This window comes from Chromatiaceae bacterium, assembly GCA_024235395.1.
Taxonomy (GTDB): domain Bacteria; phylum Pseudomonadota; class Gammaproteobacteria; order Chromatiales; family Chromatiaceae; genus Thiosocius.
This window is the reverse complement of the sequence record JACKMK010000001.1, coordinates 363,239-385,150: the sequence shown is the minus strand read 5'-3', so window position 1 is coordinate 385,150 and position 21,912 is coordinate 363,239. Positions and strand designations below refer to the sequence as shown.

Sequence of the window (21,912 nt, the reverse complement as noted above, 5' to 3'; positions counted from 1 at the left end):
TCAACCGGTCTCGTCGAGAATCACGAACGACAGGAAGGTCGTGCCCAGTGCGATTGCCATCACGATCGCCAACGAACCCTGCACTGCCATCACCACGCCGCTCGCGATCCACACGTTTTTGACGATCCCGCGCTTGCGCCGGTATCCGTCCGTGAAACGGCGTCGATGAGGGTGTTCCCGGTCTGGGGATCTGTCCTCGGTCCAGCTGGGCAGAAACACACGGGATATCCAGTCTTTTCGCTGCATGAAGTGCTCCATCGACCGCGACGGCTATCGCTTTAACGGTTTTTTTTCAACTGTAGCCGAAAAATGCGCGTCGGCCGCGGTACGCGACGTGCCCCATGCAAACCTGAGCATTGTGTTAAAACATGAACGCTGGGCCGGAAGTCCGGCATAGTGGGTCGGGACATCCGGGGGTGACAGGTATGCAGGAATACGACGTGGTGGTGATCGGCAGCGGCCCGGCCGGCGAGGGCGCGAGCATGAAGCTGTCGAAGCAGGGCAAGCGCGTGGCGGTGGTCGAGATGTCGGACCAGGTGGGTGGCAACTGCACCCACATGGGCACCATTCCGAGCAAGGCACTGCGACACGCGATACAGTTGCTGGCCGATTACCGCCATCACCCGCTGTTCGAGCACACGGTCCAGTTCATGGACGTGTCTTGGCCGCAGCTGCTGAAGACCGCCGATGAGGTGATCTCGCGGCAGGTCAGCATGCGTCACCGCTTCTACACGCGCAACCGGGTCGATGTGATCCATGGCAGGGCGCGTTTCGTCGATCCGCAGACCCTGGAGGTCAGCCGGCGCACCGGCGATGCCCTGCGCGTGCGCGCGGCACACTTCGTGATTGCCACCGGCTCACGCCCCTATAGGCCTCCGCAGCTGGACTTCTCCGATCCACGCATACTGGACAGCGACACGGTGCTGCAGATGGGGTATACGCCCCGCCGGGTAACGATCTTCGGCGCCGGCGTCATCGGTTGCGAGTACGCATCGATCTTCGCCAACCTCGACGTGAAGGTGAACCTGATCAATACGCGTGATCGCCTGTTGTCCTATCTCGACGACGAGATCACCGATGCGCTGAGCTACCACCTGCGCGAGCAGGGGGTGGTCATACTGCACAACGAGACGTTCGATTCACTCGAGAGCACCGACAAGGGCGTCGTGTTGCGCTGTCAGTCGGGCAAAGAGGTGCGCTCGGACGTGTTGTTCTGGGCCAATGGCCGTAGCGGCAACACCGAAGACATGGGGTTGGACGACGTCGGCGTGGGTATCAACCAGCGCGGCCAGATCGAGGTCGACAAGACGTTTCGCACCTCGTGCGAGAACATCTTTGCGGTTGGCGACGTGATCGGCCCGCCGGCGCTCGCCAGTGCCAGCTACGATCAGGGCCGCTTCGCCGGTCAACTGATCGCCGATGGCCGCTGCGACTGGGAACTGCTCGGTGATGTGCCGACCGGTATCTACACCAGCCCGGAGATCAGTTCGGTCGGCCGCAGCGAGCGTGAGTTGACCGAGCAGAACGTGCCCTACGAAGTGGGGCGTGCGGATTTCAAAAACCTGGCGCGTGCGCAGATCGCCGGGCGCAGTGTCGGGATGCTGAAGCTGCTGTTTCATCGCGAGACGCGCGCGCTGCTCGGCATCCACTGTTTCGGCGAACAGGCATCCGAGATCGTGCACATCGGTCAGGCGATCATGTCGCAAGCGGGGGCTGCGAATACCATCGATTACTTTGCCAACACGACGTTCAACTACCCGACGATGGCCGAGGCCTACCGCGTGGCGGCGCTGTACGGGCGCAACAGGATTCGCTGACCGCGTCAGACGAGGGTGAACAGGCGGCCGAAGTTCGCGACTTCGAGGATCTGCTTGACGGTCGGGTTCGCGCCGACCAGGCGCACCGCGTTCGCGTCGCCGCCGGCGTGCTCACGCAGCCGGATCAACATGCCAAGCCCGGCACTGTCCACGTAGTCAGTCTTCGACAGGTCGATGTTCACTGGCTGGCGCGCCGGTATCTTTTCGTAGACGTCGCGAAACGCACGGTTCGAATCGAACGTGAAGTTGCCGTGGATCGTGATCGTGGCGACCCCGTCGCGGGTAGACAGTTGGATATTGGACATCGGCGTCTTGGGCCAAACTCGTTGCAAGGCGACGCGCGAGTATATAAGGGAATTCTTTACGACGCAAAGCGCAAACCGGGCGTATAACCCCGTGATTCTGCCGGTTAATCCTCGTTCTTGCGCCCCGGTGGTGCGGTCTTGAGCATGTCCTGCCAGAGCTTCATGTTCTGCTCGCCGAGCTTCATCCAGTAGTCCATCGGCGTTCCTTCGAACGCCTTGCCCATCTGTTCCTGCAGGGCGTGCTGCTGTTCGCTGAAGAACCGCAGGCTGGTATCGAGGTATTCGGCGAACCCGGACTGTGCGGCTTCGCCGTAGTTGCGGATGAAACGCGCCAATACGTCGGCGGTGAACAGTGGTTGGCCGCCAGCCTCCTGCTCCATGATGATCTGCAGCAGGATGTTGCGGGTGATGTCTTCTTCGCTCTGCCGGTCGATCACCTTGAACGGGATCTCTTTCAGAACCATTTCGCGCACTTCGTCGAGCGTGATGTAGCGGCTTTCGGCCGTATCGTAGAGGCGACGGTTGGGGTATTTCTTGATCAGTCGCTCAGCAGGCATTGGGGCCGCTCCTCATGCCGGTTCATCGGATTTCATGGTTGATCGTAGGGGGATTATAGCGGTCCGCCGAACCTGGATGTCTTCGGCATGTGCTGCCGATCACTGCATATGCTGGCCGCCATTGGCTGCCAGATTGGCTCCGGTGATGAACCCGGCATCGTCAGAGGAGAGGAACGCCACCAGGGCGCCGATCTCCTCGGGGTGCCCGAGTCGCCCGACCGGGATCTGACCTATGATCTGCTCGCGGATCTCTTCGCGCACCGCCATGACCATCTCGGTCGCGATGTAGCCGGGCGACACGGTGTTCACCGTGACCCCCTTGCGCGCCACTTCCTGGGCGAGCGCCATCGTGAAACCGTGCATACCGGCCTTGGCCGCGCAGTAGTTGGTCTGGCCGAAACAGCCCTTCTGTCCGTTGATCGAGGCGATATTGACCACCCGACCCCAGCCGCGGTCGAGCATCTGCGGTACGAACTGGTGGGTCACATTGAACACGCTGTCGAGGTTGGCATTGATCACCTGCCGCCAGTGCTCGGGCGTGATCTTCTTGAACGAGGCGTCACGCGTTATCCCGGCATTGTTTACCAGGATATCCACGTGACGCCCGTGCGATTCGAGCTCTTCGCGCATACGCACGCAGTCATCGTAGTCACCGACGTCGCAGGCTACCAGGACCGGCTCGAAGTCCTGGTCCGTGGCCCAGGCCTCCGCCTTGTCATGGTTACGATAGGTCGTGATGATGCGAGCCCCGGCCTCGGCCAGCCGCTGGCAGATCGCCGTGCCGATGCCACCGGTACCACCGGTTACCAGCGCAAATTTACCCTTCAGCCCCTGCATCTCATGCTACGGTTTCCACCGCCATTGCGACGCCTTGCCCGCCACCAATACACAGTGTAGCCAATCCTTTGCCGGCCTGTTCGCGCTGCATGCCGTGCAACAGGGTCACCAGGACCCGTGCGCCGGATGCTCCGATCGGGTGACCGATCGAGATCGCACCACCGGAGACGTTGACCTTTGCGGTGTCCCAGCCAAGTTCTTTGTTGACCGACATCGCCTGCGCGGCGAATGCCTCGTTCGCCTCGACCAGATCCAGATCGGAGACGCTCCATCCGGCCTTTTCGAGACACTTCTGCGTCGCCGGAATCGGGCCTGTGCCCATGATCGCGGGATCGACGCCGGCGCTGGAGAACGCCACGATGCGCACCATCGGCTTCAGGCCGAGTTGAGCGGCTTTCTCGGCGGTCATCACCACCACGGCCGCGGCGCCGTCATTGATGCCGGAGGCATTGCCGGCGGTCACGGTTCCGTCTTTCTTGAATGCCGGACGCAGCCCACCGAGCTTCTCCGCGGTGGTGCCGGCACGCGGGAACTCGTCCTTGGCGAACACGATCGGGTCGCCTTTGCGCTGCGGGATCTCGACCGGGACGATCTCGGCATCGAAGTTGCCGGCCTCCTGGGCCTTCTCGGTGCGGCTCTGCGACTCGGCGGCGAACAAATCCTGTTCGGCGCGGCTGAAGCCGTATTTGTCGGCGATGTTCTCTGCGGTGATCCCCATGTGGCAGTCGTTGAACGCACACCACAGGCCATCCTTGATCATCGTGTCGGTCATCTGCCAGTCGCCCATCATCTTGCCCTGGCGCGAGGACGGGAGCACATGCGGTGACGCGCTCATGTTTTCCTGGCCACCGGCGATCACGATCTCCGCATCGCCACACATCACCGCCTGCCAGGCGAGATGCACGGCCTTAAGGCCACTGCCACACACCTTGTTGATCGTCATCGCCGGTGTTTCCTGCGAGAGTCCCGACTCGATCACGGTCTGCCGGGCCGGATTCTGGCCGGCCCCGGCGGTCAACACCTGGCCCATGATGACCTCGTCGATCTGGTCCGGTTTGAGCCCGGTGCGCTGCAACAGGTTCTTGACGACGACAGCCCCGAGGCGATGCGCAGGGACCTGCGCCAGGGTTCCGCCGAACGAACCGACCGCGGTACGGGCGGCGGCCACGATAACGACTTCTTTGCTCATGAGATCCTCCTAACATATGGACGCCCCTGTCGCTGCAGGGTGCGATTCAGAAACTAGACTTGCAGCGTCGCCCCGGGCATTTCTGCCGCGCCCGGTGGCCTTCGCCGAACTATGTTGCACTGCACAAGAATGCATGTTAGCGTGTTTTGGTGCAATGCACAATTCCGGCGTTCACGCCGGCCGTGAGATCAACAGAGATTGCCATCCGCACCACCATTTTGGACCACCGACTATGAGTACCGACAACGAATCCTTGATCAACGAGTGGGTTGCGACCCAGCGCAAGTACTGGGATACCTGGAACGATTTCGCCAGGCAGGCCGGTGCCGCGGCGCTCGGCCAACACACCACGTTCAACCCTTTCACGGCAAGCAACCCGTTCTCCGCGGGCAATCCGTTTGCCGCCGGCAATCCGTTCGCTGCCGGCAACCCATTCGCGGGCGGGAATCCGTTTGCCACCAACCCGTTTGCCGCGTCCGCGTCGGGCAACCCCTTCGGCGGCATGATGGACCAGTGGTGGTCGGCGTTGAAGCCGCAGGCCCAGGGCGACCTCGGCACCGTCGTGCAGCGTTTCTACGATATGGGCAAGAACTTCATGAGCCTAGCCGAAGGGGCGTTCGGCGTCGCCGGCCAGGATCAACCCGATGCGGCGATGCAGATGTGGATGTCGTCGATGCAGGCCGCGTTGCAGCAGTGGATCGCGCAGATCCAGAACAACCTGGATGTCACGACCCCCGACCTGCCGGGCGTCAGCGGGACGACGTTGAGCACCTGGGCGCAACTGGCCGACACGATCGCGCCCTGGCTCAACATGTCGCAGAGCTACCTCAAGGACGTCGCCGAGGGACATCTGCCCGGTGGCATCGAGATGCCCGGGATGGGGGCTGCGCAGGAGCAGTTCTGCCGCGCGTTGTCGATGCCCGGTCTGGGCTATACACGTGAACAGCAGGAACGCATCCAGGCGCTCGCACGACATCTGCTCGACTACCATGATGCGCTGCGCGCCTACAAGGTCGCGTTCGCCAAGACTGCGTTGGCATCGCTGGACGCCGTACAGAAACGCCTGCAGGCGCTGCATTCCGAAGGCCGCAACATCGAGACACTGCGCGCCCTGTACGACATGTGGGTCGACGCCAGCGAGGACGCCTATGGCAAATTCGCGATGAGCGACGAGTACCAGGTGGTCTACGGCGATCTGGTCAACGCGCTGATGCGGGTACGCAAGAATCTGAACGAACTCACCGAACAGCAGTATCAGCTGCTCAATATCCCGACCCGCTCAGAGATCGATACGATGCAGCATCGTCAACAGGATGTGCGACGTGAAAACCGGCATCTGAAGCGCGAGTTGGACGCCTTGCGTGCGCAGGTCGAACAGCTTGCGAAGGGCAACGGTGTCACGGCACGTGGCCGGTCGACCACCGGTGGGAAACCGGCGCAGTCCAAGCTGCCGATCGAAGAGGGCAACGACGAAGATCTGACGGCGATCAAGGGGATTGGACCGAAGATGATGGAGAAACTGTATGCACAGGGTATCCGCAACTTCGCCAAGCTGGCCCAGATCAACACCGAGCTCGCGGAGCAACTCGACGAGTCACTGAAGACGCAGGGACGCATCCTGCGCGAGGACTGGATCGGGCAGGCCAAGAAACTGCTCGGCTGAACGCTAATCGACCAAAGGTGCACGACAAATGATTCCGTTTCAAATGCGTCCCGACGAGATTCTCAACGAGGCTCGCGGATTCAACGAAAAACTGGCCAAGGGCGTTGGCAATCTGATGGATGTCGGCGACATCCCAAGCGGTGTCACGCCAAAAGAGCCGGTGTACAAAGAAGACAAAATGGTGTTGTACCGCTACAAGGGTGAACAGCCGGCGACCAACAAGACGCCGCTGCTGATCGTCTATGCGTTGGTCAATCGTCCCTACATGACGGACCTGCAGGAGAATCGTTCGACAATTCGCGGCCTGTTGGAAAGCGGCCAGGACGTTTACCTGATCGACTGGGGCTATCCCGATGCGGCCGATCGTTTCCTGACGATGGACGACTACATCAACGGTTACCTGGACCGTTGCGTCGATGTGATCTGTGCACGGCATGGTATCGACAAGCTGAACATCCTCGGGATCTGTCAGGGCGGCGCCTTCAGCCTGTGCTACGCGGCGATGCACCAGGAGAAGGTGCGTAACCTGGTGACCATGGTGACGCCTGTGGATTTCAAGACGCCGGACAACATGCTCAGCCACTGGGTGCAGAATGTCGACATCGATCTGCTCGTCGATACCCAGGGCAACATCCCGGGCGAGATGCTGAACTGGACCTTCCTCAACCTCAAGCCTTATCAGCTGATGGCGCAGAAGTATCTCGGCGTCGTGGACCTGATGGACGACCCGAAGGCGCTGAAGAACTTCATGCGGATGGAGAAATGGATCTTCGACAGCCCGGACCAGGCAGGCGAGACATTTCGCCAGTTCATCAAGGACTTCTTCCAGCAGAACAAGCTGCTCAAAGGGGAAGTCCAGATCGGTGATTACACCGTCGATCTGAAGAAGATAACGGTCCCGGTCCTCAACGTGTTTGCCGAACAGGACCATCTGGTACCGCCGGACTCGTCGCGGGCCCTGAAGGGCGCGATTCGCAGCAAGGACTACACCGAATTGTCCTTTCCCGGTGGGCACATCGGGATCTATGTGAGCGGCAAGGCGCAGAAGATGGTACCGCCGTCGATCGGCGAGTGGCTCAACAAGCGTTAGCCCTTCCCGACAAGGGTCCGCCCCGGCCGGGGCGGACCGCCGGCTCATCGGGCGTCCACGGTGTTCGATGATTGCGCTGACCTATGATGAGGTCGGCGAATTCCCTATGAGAATTCCCTTGTCCGCGCCCTTAGGCTTTACTTCCATCGATGGCGATGGATTAGGGAAGGCATGTCATGGGGAAACGCGTAACCGTCGGTGGCCTGCAGGTTGCAGAGGTCCTCTACCAGTTCGTTCAGCAGAAGGCGCTGCCGGGCACAGGCGTCGACGGCGATGCGTTTTGGGAAGGTTTCGGTCGTCTCGTCGCCGATCTCGCCCCGTTGAACCGTGAGTTGCTCGCGAAGCGCGACCGGATTCAGTCTGAGATAGACCGCTGGTGCCTTACGCATCGCGGACCGGCGTTCGATGCCGCCGAGTACAAGGCATTTCTGCGCGAGATTGGTTATCTGGTGCCCGAGGGCGAGGCCTTTCAGATCTCCACGTCCGGGGTCGACGACGAGATCGCACTAATCGCCGGGCCGCAGCTGGTGGTGCCGGTCAATAATGCTCGGTATGCATTGAACGCCGCAAACGCGCGCTGGGGCAGTCTGTACGATGCCTTCTACGGCACCGACGTGATTCCCGACGAAGGCGAGTTGGCCAAAGGGCTGGGCTTCAATGCCAAACGCGGGGTGGCCGTGGTGGCCCGCGCGTGCGAGTTTCTCGACGATTCCGTACCGTTGACCGATGGTTCGCATGCCGACGTGGCCGAGTATTCGCTGGTCGAATTCAACGACCATCTCGGACTCTCGGCCACCCTGACCAGTGGTCATACCACGGGCCTGGTCGATCCTGCCGAGTTCGTCGGCTACCGGGAGCAGGACGGGCGTCTGCAGAGCGTGCTGTTGTGCAATCACGGCCTGCATGTCGAGATCCAGATCGAACGAGATAATCCGGTCGCAAAGCTGCATCCGGCCGGCATCAAGGATGTCGTACTCGAAGCTGCCATCACCACGATCATGGATTGCGAGGACTCCGTCGCGGCAGTCGATGCCTCGGACAAGGTCCTGGTGTACGCGAACTGGCTCGGCCTGATGCGTGGCGACCTCAGCGAGACCTTCTACAAGCGCGGCAAGCCGGTGCAGCGTGCACTGAATCCGGACCGCGAATACCAGTCCGCGACTGGCGGAACCCTGACGCTTCCCGGTCGCAGCCTGATGCTGGTCCGCAACGTCGGTCACCTGATGACCAACGCCGCGATCCTGGACGCCGCCGGTCGGGAGGTGCCCGAGGGGATTCTCGACGCGGTCATGACAAGCCTGATCGCGATGCACGACCTGCGCGGCAACGGTCACTACCGGAACTCGCGTAGCGGAGGCGTGTACATCGTCAAACCGAAGATGCACGGCCCCGAGGAGGTCGCATTCACCAACCAGCTGTTCGATCGGGTCGAGGATATCCTGGGCCTCGCGAGGAATACCCTGAAGGTCGGCATCATGGATGAAGAGCGGCGTACCACCGTCAACCTGCTGGAGTGCATCCGTGCCGCACGCGAACGCGTGATCTTCATCAATACCGGGTTTCTCGACCGTACCGGGGACGAGATCCATACCAGCATGGAACTCGGGCCCATGCTCCCCAAGGCGGACATCAAGAACCAGCCATGGATCAAGGCCTACGAGGATTGGAACGTGGATATCGGGCTCGCCTGCGGCCTTGCCGGTCGCGCCCAGATCGGCAAGGGGATGTGGCCGATTCCAGACCAGATGGCGGCGATGATCCAGTCCAAAGGCGCACACCCTCTGGCCGGCGCGAACACGGCGTGGGTACCGTCGCCGACCGCTGCGACGCTGCACGCGATGCACTACCACGACATCGATGTAAGCGAGCGCCAGGCGGAACTGGCGTCGCGTCCGCGCGCATCGCTCGACGACATTCTCACACCGCCGTTGCTGACGGACCCCGGCAACCTGAGTGCGCAGCAGATACAGCGCGAGCTCGACAACAACGCCCAGGGGATTCTCGGTTATGTCGTTCGCTGGATCGACCAGGGGGTCGGCTGTTCGAAGGTACCGGACATCAACGACGTCGGCCTGATGGAAGACCGGGCGACGCTGCGCATATCCAGTCAGCATATTGCCAACTGGTTGCATCACGGGATCTGCGATGAGGACCAGGTGGTGGAGACCATGCGTCGCATGGCCCAGGTCGTCGATCGGCAGAACGCCGGCGATCCCGACTACCGGCCGATGGCACCGGGTTTCGACGGCGTGGCCTTCCGTGCCGCGCTCGACCTGGTGCTCCAGGGACGCGAGCAGCCCAACGGCTACACCGAGCCGGTGCTGCACGCGCGCCGTGCCGAACTCAAAGCACTACTGCAGCATGTCGCCTGAGACCCCGGGTTCGTGGCGCGGCTGAGCCCCTATTTCGCGTATCGGACAGACGACGAGGGTCAGGCTTATCTCGAGGTCTATCTGCGCGGCAACGCGCTGTTGCGCATGGCGGCCACCAACAAGGGCACTGCGTTCACGCCGCAGGAACGGCTGGTGCTGGGCCTGGAAGGCATGCTGCCGCCCCAGGTTTGCGACCTGCAACAGCAGGTGGGACGCCTGTACCGTGGTTTCACCCGGCAACCCGACGACATCGCCAAGTACCAGTACCTGCGCGCAATGCAGGAACGTTCCGAGGTGCGTTTCTACGCGATGCTGCAACAGCATCTGGAAGAGATGATGCCGATCGTCTACACGCCGACGGTCGGCAAGGCGGTGCAGCAATACAGCGATCTCTACCAGGCGCCACGCGGTATTACCGTCTCGCCACAGAACATCGAGCATATCGACCAGATCCTGACCGATTATCCCTTGTATGACGTGCGCATGATCGTCGCGACGGACTCGTCCGCGATCCTGGGTATCGGTGACCAGGGACACGGCGGGCTCGCGATCTGCATCGGCAAACTGGCCTTGTACACCGCCGGCGCAGGTGTCAGCCCATTCCACTCCATGCCGGTGAACATAGACGTCGGCACCGATCGTCAGGAGCTGCTGCAGGATCCGGACTATCTCGGCGTCCACCAGCCGCGCCTGCGCGGGGACGCGTACTTCGAGCTGCTGGATCGCTTCGTCGACGCCGTGGTGCGGCGTTGGCCGAAGGCGATCCTGCAATGGGAGGACTTCGCGAAAGACGTCGCGTTCAAGGTGCTGGAGCGCTATCGCGACCGCGTGGCCTCGTTCAACGACGATATCCAGGGCACCGGTGCGATGACCCTGGCAGGGTTGATCGTCGCCTGCCGGTTGAAGGGCGAGGCGCTGGTCGATCAGACGATCGTCGTCGTGGGCGCCGGGGCGGGCGGGGTCGGTGTCGCCAAGGCGATCCAGGATGGGCTGGTGCATGAGGGTCTGTCGCGCGAACAGGCACGCCGTCGGATGTTCGTGATCGACGCCGGCGGCCTGGTGGTCGACGGTGTCTCCGCGCTGCCGTACCAATCGGCGGTGAGCCAGCAGCGCGAGACCTACGCCGGCTGGCAGCTGGCCGGCGAGGTACCGTCGCTGTGGGAGGTCGTGGAACAGGCCGGTGCCACGGTGCTGCTCGGACTGACCGGGGTCGGCGGGCTGTTCAGCGAACCGATCGTGCGCCAGATGGGTACGCACTGTGAGCGCCCGATCATCTTTCCGCTGTCCAATCCGACCGCGCACTGCGAAGCGATTCCGGTCGACCTGATCAACTGGACCGAGGGCCGGGCGATCGTCGCCACCGGCAGTCCGTTCGACGATGTCGTATACGACGGCCAGCGCCACCCTGTCGGGCAGGGCAACAACGCCTTTGTATTCCCCGGGATCGGATTCGCCGCGATTCTCGGCCGCTGCCGGCGGATCAGCGACGCAATGGTCATCGAGTCGGCGTTTGCGCTGGCCGACTACACCGCGCAGCACTACCTGGCACAGGGCCGCATCTTCCCGCCTATCGCCGACCTGCGGCAGGTCAGCGTCGCGGTCGCCGCAAGGGTGCTGAGGGTTGCGTTGCGCGACGGTTCGGCACGCCGGTCCGACCTCGATCCGGACGATCTGCCGGCGTTGTCTGCGTTCGTGCAATCGCGGTGCTGGCGACCCGAATACCTGCCGTATGTGCTGGCCGACGGGGCGCCGTGAAGGGTCCCCCGCGCCGCTTCGCAGCGTTCGTCAGGATAGGCTTTATCAATGCTTTGCATTTAGCTCTCTTGATGCGTTGCACAACACGCATGGTGGCTCCATAAGCTATTGTTTTAAAGATAATAAAACCAAAGGTCAGCGGAATCGCTGATGCACGGCGACGCCGCCGCGGATGATTGATCTGGACCGTCAGTGCCGGTAGCTTAGGGCGATTGCTGCAATGCAGCAAAAGGCTGAGCAACAACACCGCCGACGGGCGGTCGGACCGAGTCAGGTCTGGACAATTACACGATAGACGGGAGTGAGAAAATGACCCGAGACGAACAAATCAAGGCCATCGAAAAAGACTGGGCGGAAAACCCGCGCTGGCTCGATGTGCGACGCGGTTACTCGGCGGCGGACGTCGTGCGGTTGCGCGGCTCCGTGCAACCTGAACACACGCTCGCGCGCCGTGGTGCCGAGAAGCTCTGGCAGCTGCTGCATGGCACGGCGAAAAAGGGCTACGTCAACTGTATGGGTGCGCTGACCGGCGGTCAGGCGGTGCAGCAGGCCAAGGCCGGTATCGAGGCGATCTACCTTTCCGGTTGGCAGGTGGCGGCCGACGGCAACACCTCGGAGACGATGTACCCGGATCAGTCGCTGTACGCCTACGACTCGGTGCCGACCATGGTTCGGCGCATCAACAACGCGTTCAAACGCTCGGACGAGATCCAGTGGTCGCGGGAGATCGGTCCAGGCCAGGAAGGCTACACCGATTATTTTCTGCCGATCGTTGCCGATGCCGAGGCGGGATTCGGTGGCGTGCTCAACGCCTTCGAGCTGATGAAGAACATGATCGGCGCCGGCGCCTCGGGGGTGCATTTCGAAGATCAGCTCGCGGCCGTGAAGAAGTGCGGTCACATGGGGGGCAAGGTCCTGGTGCCCACCCAGGAGGCGGTCGAGAAACTGATCGCCGCGCGACTCGCATCGGACGTGATGGGTGTGCCGACGTTGCTGCTGGCGCGCACCGATTCCGAGGCTGCGAACCTGTTGACCAACGACGTGGACCCGAACGACAGGCCGTTCCTCACCGGTGAGCGGACATCGGAAGGTTTCTACCGGGTCAGGAACGGTCTCGAGCAGGCAATCAGCCGCGGCCTCGCCTATGCGCCGTACGCCGATCTGGTGTGGTGCGAAACGGGTACGCCGGACCTGGGCTTTGCGCGCGAATTCGCCGAGGCGGTACTCGCCGAGAACCCGAACAAGCTGCTGGCCTACAACTGTTCGCCGTCGTTCAACTGGAAGAAGAATCTCGACGACGCGACCATCGCCAGGTTCCAGGACGCCTTGTCCGAGATGGGTTACAGGTACCAGTTCATCACCCTGGCAGGGATCCACAACATGTGGTTCAACATGTTCGATCTCGCCTACGACTACGCACGCGGCCAGGGCATGAAACACTACGTGGAAAAGGTCCAGGAGCCCGAGTTCGCCGCTCGCGATCGTGGCTATACCTTCGTCTCGCATCAGCAGGAGGTCGGGGCCGGTTACTTCGATGACGTCACGACCGTGATCCAGGGTGGCGCGTCTTCGGTGACCGCGCTTGCCGGTTCAACCGAAGAGGAACAGTTTGCCTGACGGGTGACTACTGAGCCGCAGGGTCCGTTCCGGAGAATCCGGAACGGACCTCGCGGGCAGGCTGCCGTCACGCCAGCGCGATCCCCGTAAAACGTCATGCCCCGTCAAGTGCCCCAGATCGACCCGGCTGCTTCGGTGCCATCCGGGCGTGGCGCTGGCACGTCCGAAAGGTCATCATTGGCCGATCGCTCGACCAATGCGGAAGACCGCGCGCGCATGACAGACCTCTATGCCCGTCGCATCGCGGAGACCATCCTCGACGGCTTCAACCGTCACTACAGGATATTTCTCGAGATAACCGCTGCCGCGCGGGAGCGCTTTGAGGCCTGTGACTGGTCTGCACAGCGACAGGCGGCGAGCGACCGCATCAACCTCTACACCCAGCGAATCGTCGAGGCCACCGACCGACTCAAAGCGGAATTCGATCTGCAGGGCGAGGTGGACGAGGAACTCTGGCGCGAGGTCAAGCTGCGCTACATCGGTCTGCTCTACGAGCACAAGCAGCCGGAGCTCGCCGAGACCTTTTATAACTCGGTGTTTACCTGGTTGTTCCATCGGCGCTACTACAACAATGACAACATCTTCGTGCGCCCCGGGCTGTCTACCGAGTATCTCGACGATGCCGACCCGGTATACGACAGCTACTATCCGATTCGCAACGGACTGACGCGATCGGTGTGCGAGATCCTGCACGCGTTTCGCTGCGAACTGCCGTTCGAGGACATCCACCGTGACGTGCGACGCCTGGTAAGGCAGGCGAAATCCGCGAGAATGGCACAGGTTCCGCTGCGCCGGCATTTCCACTTGCAGGTCCTGCGCGCGCCCTTCTATCGCAACAAGGCGGCGTACATCGTGGGACGCGCAATCAACGGCGCCGACGTGATTCCCTTCGTGATTCCGATCCTCAATGACGAACGCGGTGCGGTATACGTCGACACCCTGCTCACGGATGGCGACGACATCGCCAACCTGTTCAGCTTTGCACGCGCCTACTTCATGGTCGAGACCGACACCCCGGCCGCGGTGGTGCATTTTCTCAACCGCATGCTGCCCACCAAGACCAAGGCGGACCTGTACACGGCGATCGGTCTGCAGAAACAGGGCAAGTCAGAGTTCTACCGCGGTTTCCTGCACCACTTGGCGCACTCCACCGATCAGCTGGAGATCGCGCCCGGCATCAAGGGCATGGTGATGACGGTGTTCACGATGCCGTCGTACCCCTACGTGTTCAAAGTGATCAACGACCACTTCCGACCGCCCAAGGAGGTGGATCGCGAGACGGTCAAACGCAAGTACCAGATCGTCAAGATGCACGATCGGGTCGGACGCATGGCCGACACGCTCGAGTATTCGTACGCCGCGTTCCCGGTGGCACGCATCCACCCGGAACTGATGCAGGAATTGCAGGAGAAGTGCGGCAAGAGTCTGGAACTCGAAGGCGACAAGGTGATCGTCCGGCATCTGTACATAGAGCGGCGGTTGGAACCGCTCAATCTGTTCTTCCAGACCGCCAGCACGGAACAGAAAAAGCAGGCGTTGATCGGGTTCGGCGATGCCCTGAAGGAGATGGCTGCAGCCAACATCTTTGCCGGCGACCTGCTGTACAAGAACTTCGGCGTGACGCGCCACGGACGCGTGATCTTCTATGATTACGATGAAATCGAGTTCATGACGGATATCAATTTCCGGCACATTCCGCCACCGCGTACGCCCGAGGACGAGATGGCCGCGGAACCCTGGTACTCGGTGGCTCCCAAAGACGTGTTTCCCGAGGAATTCGCGCACTTCCTGCTGATCGACCCGGACCTGCGCAGCGCCTTCATGCAACATCATAGCGATCTGCTGGACGCCGATTACTGGAAAGGTATCCAGGAAGACATACGCAACGGCCGCCAGCGCGACGTGTTTCCCTATTCCGTGAGCAAACGTTTTCGATACATTTACGGCGAGGATTGACGGCTTCGATGACATTCAAGACAGCGGACCTTTGCGATCAGTTCTCCGACGAGCTGCAGGTATGCGAACCCGGGTTCCTTTCGTTCGGTGGCCGCCCGAGGTATGCGGGGCCTGTCTCGACGATCAAGTGTTTCGAGGACAATTCACTGGTCCGCGAGGCGCTCGACGAGCCCGGACGGGGCCGGGTGCTGGTGGTCGACGCGGGTGCATCGAGACGTTGTGCGATGCTGGGTGATCTGTTGGCCGCCAAGGCGGTCGGGAACGGCTGGGCGGGCGTGTTGTTGAACGGAATGATCCGCGACGCCTACGAGATCCGGCAGATGGATCTCGGTGTCTCGGCGCTCGGCACGCACCCGCTGAAGAGTGTGAAGAAAGGTATCGGTGAGCGTGATGTGGTGGTGCGTTTCGCCGGCGTCAATTTCGAGGCCGGCGATTACCTGTACGCCGACGAAGACGGGATCATCTGCAGCAGCAGGCCACTGCTATGAGCCCTGGGCCTGTCGACGCCGGGACTCTTCCACGGCGTGCGGTGCCGGCATCGCCTGGCGAAGCTAAACTTGACCGGCGGCCGGACCGATACGGTTTCGATCGGCCGGTGAATCCGGAATGTGCCGGCTGAGGTCGGCGAAAGTGCAAACGAAAGCGAGGACTGAGAGAGATGATCAAGCCTGATGCCGCGATCGAGGAGCCGATTGTCGCGCAGTTGGTGCACAAGTCCGTGGCGGTCGATCATTCGGGAACACCACCGGTCATCAAGCTGATGTTCAATCTGGCGCCGCAGGGCAGGGCGTTCGAAGCGGGCATGGACGTCGGGTTCCTCGCGCCGGGCCATACGGTGTCCGATGGGGTACGCGGGCTGCGTTTCTACAGTGTCGAGAGTGTCGGCGAGGTGCCGTTCGAAGAAACCATCGACATCACGCTGTTTGTCCGCCAGCTCGATCCGGAGGTCGGTTCCGGCATGGCACAGCAGCTGGTGGCCCTCGAACCGGGCGACAGCATGCCCCTGTACGGACCCTATCCTTACCCTTTCTATCCCCCGATGGGCTCACGCAGCAACATGGTGCTGATCGGTGCAGGTTGCGGCATGGTGCCGTTCCGCTGGCTGGCGCAGAAGGTCCATGCGCGTCGGCTCGACTGGATGGGCAAGGTGCTGATGCTGGAAGGTCCGACGACCGGGCTCGAGCACCTGTACCTGAACGACGCCCGGGACGACCAGCATCACTATTTCGATGCGGCCAGCCACCGTGCGTTCGAGGCCCTCAAGACCCGTTACTCGGCGACTGCGCTGGACAGCGCAGAGAGTACCGCGGCGAATATGGATGCCCTCTGGCGCCTGATGGGCCAGGGCAGCGTATTCGTTTACGTGGCGGGATACCGCAAGGTCGTAGAGGCGATGCACGAAGCGATGGCTGAGCACCTGCGTCTGCCGGGACGCTGGCAGGAGGCGCGGGCGGCGCTCGAAAAGGACGGGCACTGGCTGGAATACCTGTATGACTGAGACGGCGAGCCGCTCGGTGTACTTCGTCTCCGAGAGCACGGGGATAACGGCAGAGGCCTATGGGCACAGTCTGTTGTCGCAGTTTGGCGATGCGCGTTTCATCACCCGGTACACCCCGTTCATCAATACCCGCGAAAAGGCACAGGCGCTGGCCAATGAACTTGCGCATCGCGCCGAGGCCGAGGGGCGCAAGCCGATCGTTTTCGCGACCATGGTCGATGATGAGATCAACAATCTGCTGAAACATTCAGACTGCCACTATTTCGAGCTGTTCGATCGTTTCATGCCGGATTTGATCGAGGCCACCGGGCTGGAGCCGACCCGCCGCTCAGGGATCAGCCACGGGCTGCTTAATCCCGACAACTACGAGGCGCGTATCGAGACGATCAACTATGCGTTGAACAATGACGATGGTATGCGCCTGAACAAGTTCGACCAGGCAGACGTGATACTCGTGGGGGTATCGCGCTCGGGAAAGACTCCGACCTGTCTGTACCTGGCGTTGCACTTCGGTGTGCGGGCGGCAAACTATCCGATCACTGAAGAAGACTTCGAACGCGGTGAGCTGCCTGACGAATTGCTGGCCAATAGAGAAAAGGCATTTGCGCTTACGATCGATCCGGAACGCCTGGCGGGAATTCGCGAATTGCGCCGGCCGAACAGCGAATACGCGACCTTGCGGCGGTGTTACAAAGAGGTCCAGATGGCTCAGGACATGTTTCATCGCTACGGCATGACGGTTTTGGATGCCACGACACATTCCATCGAGGAACTGGCGTCACTGATCAAGAAAAGCCTGTGAGACACCATCCGCGGCGACATCGCATGCACATCGCGGCGCGGGGTCTCGGGGTACAGCACAACAGAGGACGACGATGAGCGAATATATTCTGTGGTTGCATGACGTCGAGATGAGCGACGTCGACCGGGTGGGCGGCAAGAACGCCTCGCTGGGCGAGATGCTGCGCAACCTCACTGCAGATGGTGGGGTCAAGGTACCGGGCGGATTCGCGACCACGGCGCACGCCTATCGGGAGTTTCTCGCCCATGAAGGACTCGCCGAGCGTATCAACCAGACACTCAACGCGCTCGATGTCGATGACGTCGGCAAGCTCGCCGAGACCGGCCGGCAGATCCGCCGGTGGGTCATGGAGACGCCATTCCCGCCTGTGCTCGACGATGCGATCGAACAGGCCTACGCGGTTCTTGAACGGGAGTACGGCACAGAGGTGACCTGGGCGGTACGGTCGTCCGCGACCGCCGAGGACCTGCCGGATGCATCGTTCGCCGGCCAGCAGGAAACGGTCCTCAACGTCTCCGGCCTGGCCGACATCAAACGTCGCATCCACGAGGTGTTTGCTTCGCTGTTCAACGATCGGGCGATTTCGTACCGGGTGCATCAGGGTTTTGATCACGCCCAGGTCGCGTTGTCTGCCGGCATCCAAAAGATGATCCGCTCCGACCTCGGGGCGAGCGGGGTCATGTTCACGCTGGATACCGAAAGCGGATTTCGTGACGCCGTTTTCATCACAGCCAGCTACGGGCTCGGCGAGATGGTCGTGCAGGGCGCGGTGAATCCCGACGAGTTCTATGTGCACAAGCCGACATTGGCGGCCGGACGTCCGGCGATCCTGCGTCGCAATGTCGGCAGCAAGGCGATCAAGATGATCTACGCCGACACCGGCAGTCATCCGGTGACCACGGTTGCGGTGGAAGAGACACAGCGGCGGCGGTTCTGTATCACCGACGAGCAGGTCGAGGAACTGGCACGTCAGGCGATCCGCATCGAACAGCACTATGGCCGGCCGATGGATATCGAATGGGCGCTGGATGGTATCGATGGGCAGTTGTATGTCGTGCAGGCGCGCCCGGAAACCGTGCAGAGCCGCAGCGGCAACGTGATCGAGCGCTACGAAATGAAAGCCCGATCGTCGGTGCTCGCCGAGGGTCGATCGATCGGCGCACGCATTGGCGCGGGCGTCGCGCGCATCATCACCAGCCTCGACGACATGGACAAGATCGGTGATGGCGACGTGCTGGTCACCGACATGACCGATCCGGATTGGGAACCGATCATGAAGCGCGCCTCCGCAATCGTGACGAATCGCGGCGGCCGAACCTGCCACGCGGCGATCATTGCGCGCGAACTCGGTGTTCCGGCGGTCGTCGGGTGCGGGGACGCGACCGATCGCGTGCAGGATGGCCAACAGGTCACGGTGTCGTGCGCCGAGGGCGATACCGGGTTCGTTTACGAAGGCGTACTCGATTTCAATCTGAAGCGGATCGAACTCGACAGTATGCCGAGCGTACCGGTCAAGGTGATGATGAACGTCGGCAATCCCGAACGCGCATTCAGCTTCGCGCAGATTCCCAATGCCGGGGTGGGGTTGGCGCGGCTGGAGTTCATCATCAACAACATGGTCGGTATTCATCCGCAGGCATTGCTGCAGCTCAACCGGGTGCCTGCCGACATCCGCGCCGAGATCGATGAGCGCATAGCGGCCTACGAGGATCCGCGCGAGTACTTCGTCAAGCGGGTCGCCGAAGGCATTGCCAGCATCAGTGCAGCCTTTGCACCGCACCCGGTGATCCTGCGGATGTCCGACTTCAAGTCCAACGAGTATGCCAACCTGGTCGCAGGCACCCTGTATGAGCCGCACGAGGAAAACCCGATGATCGGTTTCCGCGGCGCATCGCGATACCTGGCACCGAACTTCCGTGCCTGTTTCGACATGGAATGCGAGGCGATCCGCAGGGTGCGCAACGACATGGGGCTGAAGAATCTGGAGATCATGATCCCGTTCGTACGCACCCTCGAAGAGGCCGAGGGGGTGATTCGCCTGCTTGGCGAAAACGGTCTGCGGCGAGGCGAGGACGGCCTGCGGGTCATCATGATGTGCGAGCTTCCGTCCAACGCAGTGCTGGCCGAGGAGTTCCTCGAGTTTTTCGACGGATTCTCCATCGGCTCCAACGATATGACCCAATTGACGCTGGGACTGGATCGAGATTCAGGGTTGATCGCGCACAGCTTCGATGAACGCAACCCGGCGGTATTAAAGATGCTCGATATGGCGATCACCGCCTGTCGCAAGGCGGGCAAATACGTCGGCATCTGCGGTCAGGGGCCGTCGGACCACCCGGATCTCGCGAAATGGCTGTTGGAGCGGGGGATCAGCAGCATTTCGTTGAATCCGGACACGGTGGTCGATACCTGGCTGTACCTGGCAGGCAAGGCGGGTGACTGAAGCCGCGGTATCGTTTGCGCTCAGTCGCAGGTCGGTGACGACGAATCCGTCGTTCCGTTGTATTGCTCGATCAGGTCGGTGCTCGTGTCGGCATCGACCGGCACGCTGAACAGGTAGCCTTGCAGCAGGTCAATACCCTGTCCGACGAGAAAGTCACGCTGTGCCTCGGTCTCGACCCCTTCGGCGATGACCTCCAGGCCCATGCTGTGGGCGAGCGCCAGCGTGGCGCGGATGATCTCGCGCTCGTGGCGATTCTCCGTGCATCGGTGGACGAACGAGCGGTCTATCTTGAGGGCATCCAGGTAGAAGTGCTGCAGATAGCTCAATGACGAATAGCCGGTACCGAAATCGTCGATCGCGATGCGTACGCCGAGATCGTGCAGTGATTCGAGTGCGCGCTGGGTGGTGTTCACGTCATCCATCGCCAACGACTCGGTAAGCTCCAGTTCCAGGCATCCTGCGGGCAGGCCGATGCGCTGCAGTGCATCGGCGATCTGTTCGGCGATCAGACCGCTGCGCATCTGTCGCGCAGACAGGTTGACCGATACGCGCATTGGACTGCTGGAGTGGGTCTGCCAGGCAAGGCACTGACGCATCGCCTCTTCCAATACCCAGTGACCGATCTGTTCGATCTCGCCGGTCTCTTCGAGCACCGAGATGAACTCGGCCGGCATCACCTCGCCGAGTTCGGGGCTGCGCCAGCGTAGCAGCGCCTCCATGCATCCTATCCTGCCGCTGGATGCAACCACCTGGGGTTGGAACAACAGATAGAACTGTTGTCGTTCGAGGGCACCGTGCAGGGCGCTGCGCAGCGCCATCTGTCGCTTCACGTGATCACGCATCGCCTGGGTGAAGAACTGCTGGTTGGCGCGCCCGTTCTGCTTCACGTGGTGCATGGCGAGTTCCGCGTGCAGCAGCAGATCGTCGACGTTGTCGGCACTGTCGGGATAGACCACGATCCCGATGCTCGCGCTGACGTGCAGATTCACGCCACCGAGCGAGATCGGTGCCTCGATCCGCTGCATCAGTTCCTTGGCGACCAGTGCCGCATGTTCGGTCAATGCGAGGTCGTCCACCAGGGCGACGAATTCATCGCCCCCCAGGCGTGCGAGCACGTCCGGCAGACGGTTCGGGTCGCCTTCGCGCAGTGCCTTCTTGAGGCGCTCGGCAACGATCTGGAGCAGGGCGTTGCCCTGACTGTGTCCCAGCGAATCATTGACGGATTTGAAATGGTCGATATCGATGAAAAGCACCGCAATACGACGTTGATTGGTCCGCGCGCGCACGATACGTGTCTTGAGCTGCTGTCGGAACGTCTCGCGGTTGGGCAGGTCGGTGAGGCTGTCGTAATGGACCAGCCGGTGCAGCTGGTGGTCGGAGAGCTTGCGGTGGCTGATATCCGTGAACACCCCGATGTAGTGCCGGACGGAACCGTGCTCATCTTTGAGAGCGGTAATGCTCAGATACTCCGGATAGACCTCACCGCTCCTGCGCCGATTCCATATCTCGCCTTCCCAGTGCCCGGTATGCCCGATGGTCTCCCACATCGCTCGATAGAAGTCCGGATCGTGCCGCCCGGAACTCAGGATCCTGGGTGTCTGCCCGATCGCCTGTTCGCTGGTGAACCCGGTGATCGCGCTGAACGCAGGATTCACCATGCGGATGCGCAACTCGCTGTCGCAGACGATGACGCCCTCGAGGATGTTCTCGAATACCCGGTAGGCGAGCTCCTGTCGCTCGTGTGTGGGCGGTTGGAGGGTCACGGGCCTGGGCGGCCCGGTGGGAATCCGCGGACCTCAGCGCGCAGGCGCGGCGATTGGCGGTACGAAACGCAGGTGCGCAGCGTGGGGGCCGGGTTCCCCTTGCCTGGTGACGTGTCCGTCGTCGCTGCTGTGTGGATCGGTCGTCGCACCATCGCTCATCCTTGCAGTCGCCGTTGCACGGGCGCTGCAACCGCCACTCCGGCCGGGCACTTCCGGGAAACCGCGATGTCGATCGCCGGCCACTGCGT

Annotated in this window: 17 protein-coding genes; 11 read left to right on the top strand and 6 right to left on the bottom strand. The window is 61.8% G+C overall.

Going from position 1 to position 21,912, the window contains the following annotated elements:
- The gene (locus tag H6955_01735) at positions 1–246 is read right to left on the bottom strand and encodes a hypothetical protein (GenBank protein ID MCP5312247.1); all 246 of its coding nucleotides are present in this window, start codon (positions 244–246) and stop codon (positions 1–3) included.
- Between the two features lie 179 nt (positions 247–425).
- Between H6955_01735 and sthA the strand changes: the two genes are divergently transcribed.
- On the top strand, positions 426–1,817 hold the full coding sequence (gene sthA, locus H6955_01730) for a Si-specific NAD(P)(+) transhydrogenase (GenBank protein MCP5312246.1): 1,392 nt from the start codon (positions 426–428) through the stop codon (positions 1,815–1,817).
- Positions 1,818–1,822: 5 nt separating this feature from the next.
- On the opposite strand, the gene H6955_01725 is transcribed toward sthA, so the two are convergent.
- The 4 genes from H6955_01725 to H6955_01710 form a co-directional block, all read right to left on the bottom strand.
- Positions 1,823–2,122, bottom strand: a complete 300-nt coding sequence (locus H6955_01725; protein ID MCP5312245.1) for an STAS domain-containing protein — start codon at positions 2,120–2,122, stop codon at positions 1,823–1,825.
- Between the two features lie 104 nt (positions 2,123–2,226).
- Positions 2,227–2,679, bottom strand: coding sequence for a polyhydroxyalkanoate synthesis repressor PhaR (phaR, locus tag H6955_01720; GenBank protein MCP5312244.1), 453 nt, complete (start codon positions 2,677–2,679; stop codon positions 2,227–2,229).
- A 99-nt stretch (positions 2,680–2,778) separates the two neighbouring features.
- Positions 2,779–3,516 carry an acetoacetyl-CoA reductase gene (gene phbB / locus H6955_01715; GenBank protein ID MCP5312243.1) on the bottom strand — a complete coding sequence of 246 codons (738 nt, stop codon included), beginning with the start codon at positions 3,514–3,516 and terminating at the stop codon, positions 2,779–2,781.
- Between the two features lies 1 nt (position 3,517).
- Positions 3,518–4,705, bottom strand: a complete 1,188-nt coding sequence (locus H6955_01710) for an acetyl-CoA C-acetyltransferase (protein ID MCP5312242.1) — start codon at positions 4,703–4,705, stop codon at positions 3,518–3,520.
- Between the two features lie 232 nt (positions 4,706–4,937).
- Between H6955_01710 and phaE the strand changes: the two genes are divergently transcribed.
- The 10 genes from phaE to ppsA all read left to right on the top strand — a co-directional run bounded on the left by phaE (position 4,938) and on the right by ppsA (position 19,901).
- On the top strand, positions 4,938–6,368 hold the full coding sequence (phaE, locus tag H6955_01705) for a class III poly(R)-hydroxyalkanoic acid synthase subunit PhaE (protein ID MCP5312241.1): 1,431 nt from the start codon (positions 4,938–4,940) through the stop codon (positions 6,366–6,368).
- 28 nt (positions 6,369–6,396) lie between these two features.
- Complete coding sequence (locus H6955_01700; protein MCP5312240.1) at positions 6,397–7,458, top strand: class III poly(R)-hydroxyalkanoic acid synthase subunit PhaC; 1,062 nt, start codon at positions 6,397–6,399, stop codon at positions 7,456–7,458.
- A 176-nt stretch (positions 7,459–7,634) separates the two neighbouring features.
- The gene (locus tag H6955_01695) at positions 7,635–9,830 is read left to right on the top strand and encodes a malate synthase G (GenBank protein MCP5312239.1); all 2,196 of its coding nucleotides are present in this window, start codon (positions 7,635–7,637) and stop codon (positions 9,828–9,830) included.
- A gap of 12 nt (positions 9,831–9,842) precedes the next feature.
- Positions 9,843–11,585: an NAD-dependent malic enzyme gene (locus H6955_01690; GenBank protein MCP5312238.1), complete on the top strand. Its 1,743-nt coding sequence runs from the start codon at positions 9,843–9,845 to the stop codon at positions 11,583–11,585.
- Positions 11,586–11,894: 309 nt separating this feature from the next.
- A complete protein-coding gene (gene aceA / locus H6955_01685; GenBank protein ID MCP5312237.1) occupies positions 11,895–13,202 on the top strand; it encodes an isocitrate lyase in 1,308 nt (435 codons plus the stop codon).
- A gap of 216 nt (positions 13,203–13,418) precedes the next feature.
- Positions 13,419–15,158: a bifunctional isocitrate dehydrogenase kinase/phosphatase gene (gene aceK / locus H6955_01680; protein ID MCP5312236.1), complete on the top strand. Its 1,740-nt coding sequence runs from the start codon at positions 13,419–13,421 to the stop codon at positions 15,156–15,158.
- An 8-nt stretch (positions 15,159–15,166) separates the two neighbouring features.
- On the top strand, positions 15,167–15,646 hold the full coding sequence (rraA, locus tag H6955_01675; protein ID MCP5312235.1) for a ribonuclease E activity regulator RraA: 480 nt from the start codon (positions 15,167–15,169) through the stop codon (positions 15,644–15,646).
- Positions 15,647–15,816: 170 nt separating this feature from the next.
- Positions 15,817–16,656, top strand: a complete 840-nt coding sequence (locus H6955_01670; protein ID MCP5312234.1) for a hypothetical protein — start codon at positions 15,817–15,819, stop codon at positions 16,654–16,656.
- Entirely contained in the window at positions 16,649–17,458 is an 810-nt protein-coding gene (locus tag H6955_01665; protein ID MCP5312233.1) for a kinase/pyrophosphorylase, read from the top strand. Before H6955_01670 ends, H6955_01665 begins: the two co-directional genes overlap by 8 nt.
- A 73-nt stretch (positions 17,459–17,531) precedes the next feature.
- Positions 17,532–19,901 (top strand): phosphoenolpyruvate synthase, encoded by a 2,370-nt coding sequence (ppsA, locus tag H6955_01660; GenBank protein MCP5312232.1) that lies wholly within the window; start codon positions 17,532–17,534, stop codon positions 19,899–19,901.
- Positions 19,902–19,921: 20 nt separating this feature from the next.
- Here ppsA and H6955_01655 read toward each other — a convergent pair whose 3' ends face one another.
- On the bottom strand, positions 19,922–21,664 hold the full coding sequence (locus H6955_01655) for an EAL domain-containing protein (protein MCP5312231.1): 1,743 nt from the start codon (positions 21,662–21,664) through the stop codon (positions 19,922–19,924).
- Positions 21,665–21,912 lie beyond the last annotated feature (248 nt).